The organism is Zongyangia hominis (genome assembly GCF_014385095.1).
GTDB classification, from domain to species: domain Bacteria; phylum Bacillota; class Clostridia; order Oscillospirales; family Ruminococcaceae; genus Zongyangia; species Zongyangia hominis.
On the sequence record NZ_JACRTC010000001.1, the window covers coordinates 579,368 to 593,456 of the forward strand.

The 14,089-nt window shown below is 57.2% G+C and carries 10 protein-coding genes; 3 read left to right on the forward strand and 7 right to left on the reverse strand.

Annotation, left to right across the window (positions count from 1 at the left end):
• Position 1 precedes the first annotated feature (1 nt).
• Positions 2-364, reverse strand: a complete 363-nt coding sequence (locus tag H8709_RS02545) for a BlaI/MecI/CopY family transcriptional regulator (protein ID WP_262396797.1) — start codon at positions 362-364, stop codon at positions 2-4.
• A gap of 170 nt (positions 365-534) precedes the next feature.
• On the opposite strand from H8709_RS02545, the gene cysK reads away from it, so the two are divergent.
• The 3 genes from cysK (at position 535) to H8709_RS02560 (ending at position 3,933) form a co-directional block, all read left to right on the forward strand.
• On the forward strand, positions 535-1,467 hold the full coding sequence (cysK, locus tag H8709_RS02550; RefSeq protein ID WP_262396798.1) for a cysteine synthase A: 933 nt from the start codon (positions 535-537) through the stop codon (positions 1,465-1,467).
• 159 nt (positions 1,468-1,626) lie between these two features.
• A complete protein-coding gene (locus H8709_RS02555) occupies positions 1,627-2,646 on the forward strand; it encodes a Gfo/Idh/MocA family protein (protein ID WP_262396799.1) in 1,020 nt (339 codons plus the stop codon).
• Between the two features lie 21 nt (positions 2,647-2,667).
• Positions 2,668-3,933, forward strand: a complete 1,266-nt coding sequence (locus H8709_RS02560; protein ID WP_262396800.1) for an O-acetylhomoserine aminocarboxypropyltransferase/cysteine synthase family protein — start codon at positions 2,668-2,670, stop codon at positions 3,931-3,933.
• 239 nt (positions 3,934-4,172) lie between these two features.
• Here the strand turns inward: H8709_RS02560 and H8709_RS02565 are convergent, their stop codons facing one another.
• From H8709_RS02565 to rseP, 6 genes are all read right to left on the reverse strand, one after another.
• Positions 4,173-5,315, reverse strand: a complete 1,143-nt coding sequence (locus H8709_RS02565) for an ROK family transcriptional regulator (protein ID WP_262396801.1) — start codon at positions 5,313-5,315, stop codon at positions 4,173-4,175.
• 320 nt (positions 5,316-5,635) lie between these two features.
• Positions 5,636-6,550, reverse strand: a complete 915-nt coding sequence (locus H8709_RS02570; RefSeq protein ID WP_262396802.1) for a ribokinase — start codon at positions 6,548-6,550, stop codon at positions 5,636-5,638.
• Positions 6,551-6,572: 22 nt separating this feature from the next.
• Entirely contained in the window at positions 6,573-7,493 is a 921-nt protein-coding gene (locus H8709_RS02575; protein WP_392391642.1) for a sugar phosphate isomerase/epimerase family protein, read from the reverse strand.
• Positions 7,494-7,656: 163 nt separating this feature from the next.
• Positions 7,657-11,937 carry a PolC-type DNA polymerase III gene (locus tag H8709_RS02580; protein ID WP_262396804.1) on the reverse strand — a complete coding sequence of 1,427 codons (4,281 nt, stop codon included), beginning with the start codon at positions 11,935-11,937 and terminating at the stop codon, positions 7,657-7,659.
• Between the two features lie 54 nt (positions 11,938-11,991).
• Entirely contained in the window at positions 11,992-13,044 is a 1,053-nt protein-coding gene (gene ispG, locus H8709_RS02585; protein WP_262396805.1) for a flavodoxin-dependent (E)-4-hydroxy-3-methylbut-2-enyl-diphosphate synthase, read from the reverse strand.
• A 4-nt stretch (positions 13,045-13,048) separates the two neighbouring features.
• Positions 13,049-14,086, reverse strand: a complete 1,038-nt coding sequence (gene rseP / locus H8709_RS02590; protein WP_262396806.1) for an RIP metalloprotease RseP — start codon at positions 14,084-14,086, stop codon at positions 13,049-13,051.
• Positions 14,087-14,089 lie beyond the last annotated feature (3 nt).

Genomic DNA, 14,089 nt, shown 5'->3' on the forward strand with positions numbered 1-14,089 from the left:
CTTACGGATGGGCGTCAATGAGTTTTTTAATTTCCTCGATTTCGTCCTCTGTCAGCTTTTCCTCCGAGAGAAAGGAGGTTAAAAACAGCTTCCGGGACCCGTTATAAACCTTGTCGATGAGGGAGCGGGTCTCCTCCTGTTGTACCTGTTCTCTCGTCACCAGCGCCCGGCAGACAAAGCCCGGGTCGCTCCGGTCAATCATTCCCTTTTCCGCCAAGCGCTTGAGCATGGTATAGGTGGTGTTCTTGCTCCAGCCGTAGTCCTCCTTGGCACGGATCACCAGCTCCCCCGCTTTGACGGGCTGCTCTTCCCAGATGTATTCCATGATGCGGATTTCACCGTCTCCAATTTTGATTTTGTCCATTTGCCTTCCCTCCAGTCTACATATGTCGTCTTTACTTTAGACTACCATTGTCGGCTTCCCTTGTCAATCCCTTGAGAGGAAAATCTTTCAAAAAGACCTCCTTTCGATATTGACAGGAAGAAGGGGGTTGCCTTATGGTAGAGAAAGACAGGATAAGGGAGGCTTTCAACATGGGAAAACTATACGACCATCTCTATGAACTCATCGGGCACACGCCGCTTTTGGAACTGCACGGCTACGCGGCCCGGCACCAGCTTTCCGCACGAATTGCCGGGAAGCTGGAATATTTTAATCCCGCGGGCAGCGTCAAGGACCGGGTGGGCTACGCCATGATCCTCGACGCGGAACGGCGGGGTCTTCTCACACCGGACACCGTCATCATCGAGCCCACCAGCGGCAACACCGGCATTGGTCTTGCCAGCGTGGCGGCGGCCCGGGGCTACCGGATGATCCTGACCATGCCCGAGACCATGAGCGTCGAGCGCCAGAAGCTGCTGAAAGCCTACGGCGCTGAAATCGTTCTGACCGAGGGAGCAAAGGGCATGCAGGGGGCCATCGACAGGGCCGAGGCCCTGGCCGCTTCCCTGCCCCGCGCCTTTATTCCGGCCCAGTTTTCCAATCCCGCCAACCCTGCCGCCCATGAGGCGTCCACCGGTCCGGAAATCTGGGAGGACACCGCCGGTCAGGTGGATATCCTCGTCGCGGGCATCGGCACCGGCGGGACGTTGTGCGGCACCGGGCGCTATTTAAAGGAACAGAACCCTCAGATACAACTGGTAGCGGTGGAGCCCGCCTCCTCCCCGCTTATCACCAAAGGAAAAACGGGGCCCCACAAAATCCAGGGCATCGGGGCCAATTTTATTCCCGATAACTACGACGCCTCCTTGGTGGACGAAGTCATCGCCGTCACCGACGGGGACGCCATCGCCGCCGCCAAGGAGCTGGGGAAAACCGAGGGACTCCTGGTGGGTATCTCCTCCGGCGCTGCCTGCTTTGCCGCGGCCAAACTCGCCGCCCGCTCCGAAAATGAGGGCAAGCTCATTGTCGCCATCTTCCCCGACACCGGGGAGCGCTATCTCTCCACCGCGCTATTTTCGGAATGACATTTGGCAAGACTGGGAGAAAATTTGCTTCTCCCCTTGTGTGAGAAGAAGTTCTGAAGTAAAATAGGAATTGATTTTGTACTCTCGCTCCTGTCAGGGAACCGGCGGACCGGACAGGGCTTCTCCCCAATTTCTCCCGCCGGAGAATGGAGACTACTTATGGCAGCAAAAACCGTTAAATTCGGCATTATGGCCACCGGCGACATCGCCCGTCAGATCACCGAGACCATTCAGTCCGTGCCAGGCGCCGAGGTTTGGGCCGTCGGCTCCCGCACCCTGGAAAAAGCCCAGGCCTTCGCGGACAAACACCACATTCCCCACGCCTACGGCAGCTATGAAGAGCTGGTGAGCGACCCGGAAATCGACATCATCCATGTGGCGACGCCCCATTCCCAGCACTATGAAAACGTCCTGCTGTGCTTAGAGCACAATAAAAACGTCCTGTGCGAGAAGTCCTTCACCGTCAACGCCTTACAGGCCAAAGAGGTATTCAAAATCGCGGAGGAAAAGGGGCTCTTTGTCATGGAGGCGCTCTGGCTGCGGTTTAACCCCGCCATCAATCAGGCCATCGCCAAGGCCAAGGACGGACAGATCGGCGACATCCGTATGGTCAACATCATCTTTGGCCGCATGTCCCCCGACGCCGGTAAAACAAACGACCGCTACAACCGTCCCAGCCTGGCGGGCGGCGCCTTGCTCGACCTGGGCGTCTACACCATCAACGCCGCGCAGATGATCTTCGACGAGAAAATGCCCTCCCGCATCGCCACCATCGGCACCGTCAGCGAGGAAGGCATCGACGAGCAGAGCTCCATCATCTTCGAGTACGACAAGGGCGAAACCGTCACCATGCAGCTGGCCTACCGCTCCCACATGACCCGCCACTTCTCCATCAACGGCACCAAGGGCATGGTGGAGATGGAATACTTCCCTCGCTGCGACGACGTCTATGTCCGCATGGGCAAAAGTGCCGGGGAGAAATATGAGGTGGACACCTACAAGAACGCCTACGAGCCGGAAATCCGCCATGTGGTCGACTGCATCCAGAAGGGCCTGACCGAAAGCCCCATCATGACCCACGCCAAGACCATTCGCACCATGGAACTCATGGACGCCCTTCGCAAAGAGTGGGGGCTCAAATACCCGTCCAAATACGAAGACGAGCTCTTCTCCAAATAATCTGCAAAAGAGGAATTACATATGAAAATTGAAACCCAGTGTCTCCACGCGGGCTACCGCGGAAAAAATGGGGAGACCCATGTCCTTCCCATTTACCAGAGCACGACATATAACTACGACTCCACCGAACATGTGGGCAAGCTCTTTGACTTGACGGCGCCCGGCCACATGTATTCCCGCATCTCCAACCCCACCGTGGACGCGGTGGAGCAGAAGATCGCCGCTCTGGAAGGGGGCGTGGGCGCCCTGTGCACCACTTCCGGGCAGGCGGCCAGCCTGATTTCCCTTCTCAACATCATGGGATGCGGCGACCATTTTGTCAGCGCCTCCACCATCTACGGCGGCACCGTCAACCTCTTCGCCGTTACCCTCAAGAAATTCGGTATCGACGTCACCTTTGTGGACGCCGACGCCACGGAGGAAGAAATCCAGAAGGCGTTCCGGCCCAACACCAAGGCCGTCTTCGGGGAGACCATCGCCAATCCCGCCATCTCCGTTCTGGACATCGAAAAATTTGCAAACATCGCCCACAAAAATGAAGTGCCGCTGATTGTGGACAACACCTTCGCCACCCCGGTCCTCTGCCGGCCCTTCGAGTATGGCGCCGACATCGTTATCCACTCCACCACCAAGTATATGGACGGCCATGCCATCCAAGTGGGCGGCGTCATTGTGGATAGCGGAAAGTTCAACTGGGAAAACGGCAAATTCCCCTCCTTAGTGGAGCCGGATGAATCCTATCACGGGGTGTCCTACACCAAGGATTTCGGCAATCTCGCCTACATCACCAAGGCCCGCGTTCAGCTCATGCGGGACCTGGGCGCCTATCCCAGCGCCAACGCGGCGTTCCTCCTCAACTTGGGTCTGGAAACCCTTCACCTGCGCATGGAGCGCCACAGCCAGAACGCCGACAAAGTGGCCCATTTTCTGGCCCAGTCGGACAAGATGGAGTTCGTCAATTACCCCACCCTGGATGGCGACCGCTATCAAAAGCTCGCGCAAAAGTACCTGCCCCATGGGTGCAGCGGCGTCATTTCTTTCTCCCTGAAGGGCGGCCGGGAGGCGGCCATCCGCTTTATCGACAGCCTGAAGCTGGCTACCCTGGTGGTCCATGTGGCGGATGTGCGCACCTGCGTACTCCATCCCGCCAGCTCCACCCACCGCCAGCTTACCGATGAGCAGCTCGTGGGAGCCGGTATCACGCCGGGGCTCATCCGCCTGTCCGTGGGCATCGAAAATGTGGACGACATCCTCGAAGATGTGGCCCAAGCCCTGGAAAACGCATAATGATCGCAAAAGAGCGCGCCAAGAGGCACGCTCTTTTTTATTTGCCGGGGACGATACGCGGGCCATTCGCTTTCATGGCACTTCGGCACCCAAAAGCCGCTAAATGCGGCCGGCTTTCCGGTCCGCCTTTGGCAGCTTGCCAGAGGCGGACATGCGCACCATCCGTTTCTCCGGTCCCGTCGCGCTAAAACAGCCGCTTGCAGTTTGCAAGCGGCTGTTTTTATCTTTTATCGAAAGTATTATTGGGCGCGCAGGTTATTTTCCATCACCAGCGCCGCCGTACCGATATAATCGGCGTTATTGAGGAAACGGGAGGTGAGAATGTCGATCTTAGGCCGCACGTCATTGGCCCAAAGGTGCTCCATCACTTCCTTACGAACTTCGTTAACCACCATGTCCTGGATGGTCCAAAGGTCGCCGCCGATGAAAATGCACTGGGGGTCAAAGAAAGCAATGATATTGGTCAGTCCAATGGCCAGATAGTGGCACATCCGTTTGACCGCTTGTACACAAATTTCGTCGCCGCTTTCCACCTTATCTAAAAAGCTCAACCAGGTCAGGGACGGGTCCGCGCCGTTGTCTTTCGCCCAGTGGAGCACCGCACGGGTGCTGCAATAACGCTCGAGGCAGCCACGCTGCCCACACTCGCAAGGGATGCCATCGGGCTCGACGATGGAGTGGCCAAAGGAACCCGCCATACCCGCCGCGCCGCTGTACAGCTTCCGGTCGATGATCATACCGCCACCAACACCGGGCTGGATATCGACAAAGAAGAAATAATCGTAGTTTTGGGCATTTCCGAAGTACATCTCCGCCAAGGCCGAAACCTTGGTGTCTTCCGCCAGGTAGACCGGAAGGTCATAACGCTCTTTGAGCCGCTCGACAATGGGGACGTCATGAATGCCGTAAAAGGCGGGCGGGGAATAAATGACCCCGTCCATCACTGAGATCGGGCCGATGCTGGACACGCCGATGCCCCAAACTTTGGGGGACCCGCTGGTTTTGAGGATGGAGTCGCACAGCACATAAACCGCCTTCATAAAGTCTTCCGCGTTGGAGATCTTGCCCATGGGAAAGCTGTTGGAAACCACCACATTGCCCCGTAGGTCGATGATACCCGCTCGGACATAGTCCCGGTCGATATTGATTCCTAAGGTGAGCAGGGAATCCGCCACAATATCCAAAAGAATGGGCCTACGTCCGGAGGAACCCTGATTCTGCGACAGCCCACACTCGTAGACGATGCCTTTCTCAATATACTCATTGACCAGCGCCGTCACCGTCATCTTGCTCAGCCCTGTCTTTTCACTCAAGCTGATTCTGGAGATCGGTCCCTGGGTTGCAATCATTTTTAACAGCAGGAACTTATTGGTTCCATTCATGTTCTGATGATTAACGCCTTTCAATTTCTTTTCCCCCGCCTTTCCCATTCTTTTCCTATGCCAAACATTCTACCACATTTATTTCACTTAAACAATCACGTATCCTTTGATTTTTATAGTATTTCCCCACTTATTTCACATTTTCCGACAGATATTTCAAAAATGGCACTTACTGTTATCTTCCAAATCGGGTGTCGCACTACAATCCACATGCAGTATATTTCTATGATCTTACAGGTGTTTTTTCACCCTACTTTTAAGCGCATAGACGAATACAAAAGCGCAGCCCGCTCTGCGGGCCGCGCTTACTATCAAAAGTCTTACTGCACTTCACCCAGCTCCGCCAGTGTAGGCATGGCGGGCTGCGCGCCAATCTTGGTGACCGTCACCTGGGAGACACGGCTTGCATAGGTACAAGCCTCCTTGTTGGACTTGCCCCGCACCTTCTGCACGGCAAAGGCGCCGATATAGGAGTCCCCTGCCCCGGTGGTCTCAATGACCTTGACCGAATTGTCCGCCGGGAAATAGGTCGTCCCCTCCGCCTCGCAGAGAAGGCTGCCGTATTTGCCCAGGGTGATGACCAGAGTCTCCCCCACTTTACTGAGCAGCTGCCGGTAATTTGCCTCCGCCGAGGCTTTGTCCGAAATGGTCACCCCGGCATAGAAGGTGGATTCCGGCTCATTGACCACCAAGCAGTTGACCTTTTTGAGGACTTCTTCCCGGATGGGCTTGGCGGGCGCCGCGTTTAAAAGCACATACACGCCATATCCCGCCGCTTTTTCAATGATATATTCCACCACCGGCACCGGAATTTCCAGTTGGAGCACCACGGCAGCGCTCTTTTTGATCAGCTCATCCAGCGCGTCGATGTCCGCAGTGGTAAAGTCCCCATTGGCACCCTCGGTGATGGTGGCGTGCACCGAACCATCGGTGAGGGCGTTGACCGACGCAAAGCCCGTGCTCCGCTCGCTTTTGGCCACATAGGTGGTGTCCACCCCGAATTTGTTAAGTTCTCCACGCAAAAACTCACCGAAGGAGTCCTCGCCGGTCTTTGCGACCATGTAGGTCTTGACCCCAAGCTTGGCGCACTGCACCGCCTGGTTGGCCCCCTTGCCGCCTCCGCAGAAGGACACGCTGTCGGCGGTGTAGGTTTCCCCCTTCATGGGCAGGCGCTGCTGCTTAAAGAGCACGTCATAATTCATGCTGCCGATGACAACAATATAAGCTTCGTCCATGGTAATTCCTCCTGACCGCGGATTAGAGCAGTTTTAAGAACATTTTTTGCACTTCCACCGCGCTGTTTTGCGAGATAACCCGTCCCATTTCCTCCACGCCAATTTTGTCCACCAGCTCTTCCAGCTTCCGGCACATGGCGATATTGGCGGCGCATTCCTCCACAGCGCTCTCCCGCTTGGGGAAGGTGTCGAAGTAGATGGCGCCCTGAAAGTCATATTTTTTCAGATAGTACATAAATTCCAGCGACTTCCAGAGGTTGACCGAACCCACCATCAGGCCGTCGTCGGTGCGCCCCTCCCCGTCGTTGAGGTGGACGTTAAAGAGCTTGTCGTCCTCCAAGAGCAGGGCCGCGGCAAAGGCCGGATTTTCGCTCTTCATGAGCATATGACAGAAGTCCAGGGTGACGCCCAGGTTTTTCTTATCCACGGCGCTTACCATGGCCATGGTGGTGCCGAAGCTGTCGATCATGGCGTGAACCCGCTCTTCATAGGGCTTATATTCGATGCTGATGGGCAGATCGGTGTCGTCGCAGATTTCTTTGAAACACTGAATGGCCTGGTTCCACGCTTTGACATAATCCATCTGGAAGGAATAGTCAAAGCCGTCGAAGCCCAGCCAGACGATGATCTGTGCGCCGTCCATCTCCTTGCAGACCTTGGCGGCCTCCTTGCACAGCGCCACGGCCTTCCGGGAAATCTCGATGTCCGCGTTGCCGAACTCGCCGTTTAAATAAATGTCGCGAAAGCGCATGTTGATGGCGTTGAGCTTGAGCCCCTGTTTGTCCATCTCCGCCTTGACCTGTTGGGGGGTGTATTCTTTAAAATGCTCAGGATAATTGAGATCCACATAATCGACCCCATCCACCGAAGCGATCCTCTTTACCGCCTCGAGCACGGAAATTTTATCCCGCAAAAATGAATTGACTCTGGTAGCGTATTTCAAACCGCTCACTCCTTCCCTTTGTTCCCTCATATTTTATCACAAATCGCTCATTCTTTGGTGATATTCTTGTATTCTCGGATGAAAAATAGCGATATCACCAACATATCACCATTCGTTTTATGATTTTTGTGGCATTGCGCCGCTAAAAGGAGCGGCGCTTTCATTAAAACAAGGTGGTCTGGCTGCTTTCGGGCAGTTCCCCCATGGCGCCGGCGTTTTTGAGAAGCTCCACCACGGCCTTGGAGACGCCCGACCGGGAGCCCACCTCGTCCATGGAGATATAGGGCCCCTGCCGGGAAGCTTCCTGGAGGCTGCGGGCCGCCGCCTCCCCCAGCCCCTTGAGGGCGGTGAAGGGCAGGCGCAGCCTGCCGTCCTCGGGCACGTAGCGGGTGGCGTCGGATTGGTAGAGATCCACGGGCAAAAACTCCAGGCCCCGGGCCAGCATCTCATTGACCACCTGCAAGGTGGAAAGCTGGTCCTCCTCCTTGGCCGAGCGGTCGTTGCCCTTGGCTTTGAGCTCGTCCATCCGCACCTTGACAAGCCCCCTGCCCTTGATGGCGCTCTCGGCGTCGAAGTCCCCGCCGCGGACGGTGAAGAAGGCCGCGTAGTATGCCAGCGGATGGTAAATCTTATACCAGCCCAGCCGGATGGCCGCGATGACGTAGGCCGCCGCGTGGGCCTTGGGGAACATGTACTTGATTTTCAGACAACTGTCGATGTACCACTCAGGCACGCCGTGCTCCCGCATGGCATCCATGTGCTCCTTGGTCAGCAGCTTGGGCGCCTTTCCCTTTCGGGTGATCTCCATGATCTTGAAGGCCATATTGGGGTCGAGGCCCTTGTGCATCAGATAGACCATGATGGAATCACGGGTCCCGATGACCTCGGAAATGGTGCAGACCTTGTTTTTAATCAGCTCCTGGGCGTTGCCCAGCCACACGTCGGTGCCGTGGGAAAGGCCGGAAATCTGGAGCAAATCGGAGAAGGTCTTGGGCTGGGACTCAATGAGCATCCCGCGGACGAAGTTGGTGCCCATCTCGGGCAGGGACAGGGAACCCGTCTCGCAGTCGATGTCTTCCTTTTTTACCCCCAAAGCGTCGGGAGAGGTGAAGAGACTGTACACCTTGGTGTCGTTCATGGGAACGTCCATCACCGAAATGCCGGTCAAATCCTCCAAATGCTTATAGAGGGTGGGCACATCGTGTCCGAGAATGTCCAGTTTTAGGATGGTGTCGTGGAGGGAGTGGAAGTCGAAATGGGTGGTGACCACGTCCGAGTCGGTGGAATCCGCCGGGTGCTGCACCGGCGTGAAGTCGTAGACCTCATATTCGTTGGGCACGACCACCATGCCGCCGGGGTGCTGCCCGGTGGTCCGCTTGACCCCGGTGCAGCCCTGGGCCAAACGCAGCTCCTCCGCCCGGTGGACGATCTGTCCCCGCTCCTCCAAATACTTTTTCACATAGCCGTAGGCGGTCTTTTCCGCCACCGAAGAGATGGTGCCGGCCTTGAAGACGTGGGACTGGCCGAAGAGCTCCTCGGTGTATTTGTGGGCGTTCCCCTGGTATTCGCCGGAGAAGTTGAGGTCGATATCCGGCGCCTTGTCGCCGTTAAAGCCAAGGAAGGTCTCAAACGGGATGTCGTGGCCGTCCTGCTTGTAATCCGCCCCGCAGTTGGGGCACTTTTTGTCCGGCAAATCGAAGCCGGAGCCCACGCTGCCGTCGGTGATAAACTCGCTGTGCTTGCAGTTGGGGCAGATGTAGTGGGGCGGCAGGGGGTTGACCTCCGAGATGCCGGCCATGGTGGCCACAAAGGAGGAGCCGACGGATCCACGGGAGCCCACCAGATAGCCGTCGCTCTCGCTCTTAGCCACCAGCTTCTGGGCGATGATGTAGAGCACCGAGAAGCCGTGCTTGATGATGGAGCCAAGCTCCCGGTCCAGACGGTTTTTGACGATGTCGGGGAGCTCTTCCCCGTAGACCTCCCTCGCCCGGTTCCAGGTGATGCGCTGCAAATCCTCCTCCGCCCCCTCGATGGTGGGGGTGTAGGTGCCGTCGGGGATGGGCTTGATGATCTCCACCATGTCGGCGATCTTGTTGGGGTTGGTCACGACCACCTCATAGGCCTTCTCCTTACCCAGGTAGCTGAACTCTTCCAGCATTTCGTCGGTGGTTTTCAGGTAGAGCGGCGCCTGCTGATCGGCGTCTTTAAAGCCCTGGCCCGCCATCAGCACCGCCCGGAACTTGGCGTCCCGCTCGTCCAAGAAGTGGACGTCGCCGGTGGCCACCACCGGACGGTGGACCTTGTCCGCCACCCGGATCAGGAGGCGGTTGAGGTTTTTGAGCTCCTCCTCGGAGTTTACCATCCCTTCCCGCAGCATGAAGGCGTTGTTGCCCAGAGGCTGAATTTCGATGTAGTCGTAGAATTTGGCGATGTCGCAGAGCTCCCCGAAGCTCTTCCCGGCAAAGGCGGCCCTGTAAAGTTCTCCCGCTTCACAGGCTGAACCGATGATCAGTCCTTCCCGGTATTTGATGAGCTCGCTCTTGGGCACCCGCGGCCGCTTATAAAAGTAGTTGAGGTGGCCCAGGGAGACCAAGCGGTACAGGTTTTTAAGCCCCGTCAGGTTCTTGACGAGCAGTATCTGGTGATAGCTGGGCAGCTTTTTGGGGTCGCCGCCGCCCAAAGCCGTGTTGATCTGGCTGATCGTCTCCACATGCAGCTCCTCCCGGAGCCTTTCGGAGACGATGCGGAAGATATCGGCCAGCACCTTGGCGTCGTCGCTGGCCCGGTGATGGTTAAACGGCGGCAGCTTTAAATAAGAGGCCACCGTGTTAAGCTTGTGGTTCTTCATCTCCGGATAGAGGGTCCGGACGATGGGCACCGTGTCGATGGCGGCGTTGGAAAAATCCAAATGATGCCGTCCCGCCACCGCCCGGATAAAGCCGGTGTCAAAGGGGGCGTTGTGGGCCACAAGCGCCCGCCCCTCAGCAAAGTCTAAAAAGGCCTGCACCGCGTCCTTTTCACTGGGCGCGCCTTTGACCATCTCGTCGGTGATGCCGGTGAGCTCGGTAATTTTGGGCGGAATGGGGCGCTCTGGGTCCACAAAGGTGTCGAAGGTGTCCACGATCTCCCCGTTTGTGACCTTGACCGCGCCGATCTCGGTGATGCGCTCTGATTTGGCCGAAAGGCCGGTGGTCTCGATGTCGAAGACCACATAGGTGTCGTCGAGGCGGTCGTCGCATTGGCCGCTGACCGCCGCCACCATGTCGTTGACGAAGTAGTCCTCCACGCCGTAGATGATTTTAAATTCCCCGCCCTTGGCCCGGATGGCGTTGACGGCGTTCATGGCGTCGGGGAAGCCCTGCACCACGCCGTGGTCGGTGATGGCCAGGGCCTTGTGGCCCCAGGAGAAGGCCCGCTTGACCAGCGTTCCCGCGTCGGTGAGGCCGTCCATGGCCGACATGTTGGTGTGGCAGTGGAGCTCCACCCGCTTTTCCTCCCCCAGGTCCTTGCGCTCGATGAGCTGGACGGTGGAGATGTCATAGGGGCGGATGGTGACCTCCCGGTCATATTTGTCGTACCCCGCCTCGCCCCGGGCGATGATGGCCTGTCCCTCTTTGAGGGCGTCGATGGTGTCCGACTCCTTGGCGTCCATGATCATTTTGAGGGTGTTGGAGGAGGTGGAATCGGTGATATTGAGGGAAAAAATGTGCTTGCTGCCGTCCCGGCTCTCCCGCCGCTCCTTGGAGAAGATCTCGCCCCAGACGACCACCCGGCCGCTCTCCATGTTCACTTCCGACAAAGGGATGGGACGCTGGCGGATGGCCTTGCCGTAGATGACCGCGATGCTCCCCTCCACAAAGGGCAGGCCCTCGGTATCAAAGGCCGCCTTCTGGGTTCTGCGCTTGGGCGGCTCGACGGCCGCCTTGCTGCGCTCTTGGGCCTGCACTTGTTCTATCGCCTTAATGTTTTCAAAGGCGGACTTATATTCCTCGCTTTCGCTGTCGAGGCTGAGCACCCCGTCAAACCGGACGCCGGCTTCCAGCGAGAAGCGCTCCCGGATGATCTCTTTGAGCTTTTGTTCACAGTTGGCGGCTTTGATGAAGTCGTATCCCCCGTGAGCCAGGGTGATGGAAAAAACGCCGTCCTCAAACTTGGCGACAGCGTCGTCAAAAAAGCCGTTGACCATGACGGCTTTCTCCCGCAGCTCCTCCACCAGCATAGACAGGCACCCGGCACAGAAGCATTCCTTGGGATAAACGGTATGTATCTTCACTTTTTTAACGGCCAGGGGCTTTTCCAGCGCCTTTTCCACGCCGTAAAGGACCCGCCGGTCCACGAGCTTTTCAAACCATCCCACAATCTCGATTGTTCTGTTATTGTAGTCCATGTGAAGGTTTAAAATTTTCGATTGCTCCGGCAGGGCGCTCATCTTATCCCCGATCATCGCGCCAAACAGCTGCTTAAACGTCTTTTCCGCCAATGTTCTTCCCCTTTAGCTTTATAGCTTTTCAATTTCCGCCAGAAGCTCCTGGAGGATGTTTTCCTCCGGGATTTTCCGCAGAATTTGTCCCTTTTTAAACAGCACCGCGCAGCCGTCGCCCCCGGCGACGCCGATGTCCGCCTGGGAGGCCTCGCCCGGCCCGTTGACCACACAGCCCATCACCGCCACGGTCAGCGGCTTTTCCACGCCCCGCAGCGCCTCCTCCACCTGCCCCGCCAGCTCGATAAGATTGATGCGGGTTCTCCCGCAGGTGGGGCAGGACACCAGGGTGACGCCCTTCCGGTAGTAACCGATGCTGCGCAGGATGTTTTGCGCCGCCCGGATTTCTTCCACCGGGTCGTCGGTGAGGGAAACCCGGATGGTGTCGCCGATGCCGCGGGTGAGAAGGCTGCCGATGCCCACGGCCGACTTGACGACGCCCATCTCCTTGGTCCCCGCTTCGGTGACCCCCAGATGGAGCGGATAGTCGCAAAGGCGCGCGATCTTTTCATAGGCCTCGATCATGTCCACCACATTGGAGGACTTAAGGGAGAGCACAATATCGGTAAAATCATATTTTTCCAAGAGAGAGCAGTGATACCGGGCGCTTTCCACCATGGCGTCGGGGGTGGGGCCTCCGTGTTTGGCCAAAATTTCCCGCTCGATGGAGCCGGAATTGACTCCGATGCGGATGGGAACGCCCGCGCTCTTGCAGGCCTCAGCCACCGCCTTGACCCGGTCTTCCCCACCGATGTTGCCGGGATTGATGCGCACCTTATCCACCCCGGCTTCCACCGATTCCAGGGCCAGCCGGTAGTCGAAGTGGATGTCGGCCACCACCGGCAGCCCCACCCGGCGTTTGAGTTCCCCGATGAGTTTCACCGCGTCGTGGTCGGGCACGGCGATGCGGATGATTTGACACCCGGCCTCTTTGAGCTTTATTGCCTGGGAAATATTCCCATTCAAGTCGTAGGAGGGGGCGCTCAGCATGGACTGGATGACCACCGGCGCTTCGGAACCGATGATGACGTCCCCCACCCGGACGCTCCGGGTTTTTCGCCGCTCGATCATATTGCTACCCCCTGATGAGATTGAGAATGTCGTTAAAGGTGACGAAGACCATGAGCAGAATGAGCAGGATAAAGCCCGCCGCATGGACCCAGCCCTCGTACTTGGCAGGCACCGGCTTGCCCCGAATGCCCTCGATGATGATGAAGATGAGCCGTCCGCCGTCCAAAGCCGGTAAGGGCAACAGGTTAAAGACGCCCACGTTGACGGTGATGAAGGCCACCATCATAAGGAGAGAATCGATCCCCACGCTGGAAGCCTGGGCCAGCTCGTCGGCCACCCGGACCGGTCCGCCCAATTGGTTGAGGGAGAAGTTGCCGGTGACCAGGTCGATGAGGGAGCGCCAGACCACCTTGACGATGCCCCCCGTCCAGTAAAAGGACTTTTGGAGGGATTTTAAGAAGCTGTTGTCCTGCGAATAGACCTTAAAGTCGATATTGACAAATTTGTTGCCGTCGTCGTCCTGGGTCATGGCAAACTGGATGTTGGGAATCTCCACCTTTTGTCCGTCCCGCTTGACCACCATATCCACACGGCCGTCGTGGTCGAGCATCAGCTCATAGATGATGTCCATGTCGATGTGAATGGAGGAGGAGTTTATTTTGACGATCTGATCCCCTTCCCTGAGCCCCGCAATCTGGGACTGGGAGCCCTCGTTAAACTGGGCCACGGTGGTGGTGCCCATGGTCTTGTTGGGAAAAGTGAGGCACATGAGGATAATGAGGCCCAAAATCAGGTTCATGACGGCGCCCGCCACCACGATGAGAAATTTCTGCCACCATTTTTTCTTACTAAAGGCGCGCTCATCGTCGCTTTCCTCGTCCTCGCCCTCCATGCTCACATAGCCGCCCAGCGGAAACAGACGGATGGAATACCGGGTTTCGCCCCGGGTGAAGCCGAAGAGGGCCGGCCCCATGCCGAAGGAAAACTCATTGACTTTGACTTTATTTGCCTTGGCAACCAAAAAGTGTCCCAGCTCGTGAATGATGATAATAGCGCCAAAGACCAGGATAGCGATGATGACGGTCACGATAATATTCGGCATGCG

Excerpts from the sequence above, each read along its gene's own strand:
- H8709_RS02545 (WP_262396797.1), bottom strand. The coding sequence starts at position 364 with ATGGACAAAATCAAAATTGGAGACGGTGAAATCCGCATCATGGAATAC.
- cysK (WP_262396798.1), top strand. The coding sequence starts at position 535 with ATGGGAAAACTATACGACCATCTCTATGAACTCATCGGGCACACGCCG.
- H8709_RS02555 (WP_262396799.1), top strand. The coding sequence starts at position 1,627 with ATGGCAGCAAAAACCGTTAAATTCGGCATTATGGCCACCGGCGACATC.
- H8709_RS02560 (WP_262396800.1), top strand. The coding sequence starts at position 2,668 with ATGAAAATTGAAACCCAGTGTCTCCACGCGGGCTACCGCGGAAAAAAT.
- H8709_RS02565 (WP_262396801.1), bottom strand. The coding sequence starts at position 5,315 with ATGAATGGAACCAATAAGTTCCTGCTGTTAAAAATGATTGCAACCCAG.
- H8709_RS02570 (WP_262396802.1), bottom strand. The coding sequence starts at position 6,550 with ATGGACGAAGCTTATATTGTTGTCATCGGCAGCATGAATTATGACGTG.
- H8709_RS02580 (WP_262396804.1), bottom strand. The coding sequence starts at position 11,937 with ATGATCGGGGATAAGATGAGCGCCCTGCCGGAGCAATCGAAAATTTTA.
- ispG (WP_262396805.1), bottom strand. The coding sequence starts at position 13,044 with ATGATCGAGCGGCGAAAAACCCGGAGCGTCCGGGTGGGGGACGTCATC.
- rseP (WP_262396806.1), bottom strand. The coding sequence starts at position 14,086 with ATGCCGAATATTATCGTGACCGTCATCATCGCTATCCTGGTCTTTGGC.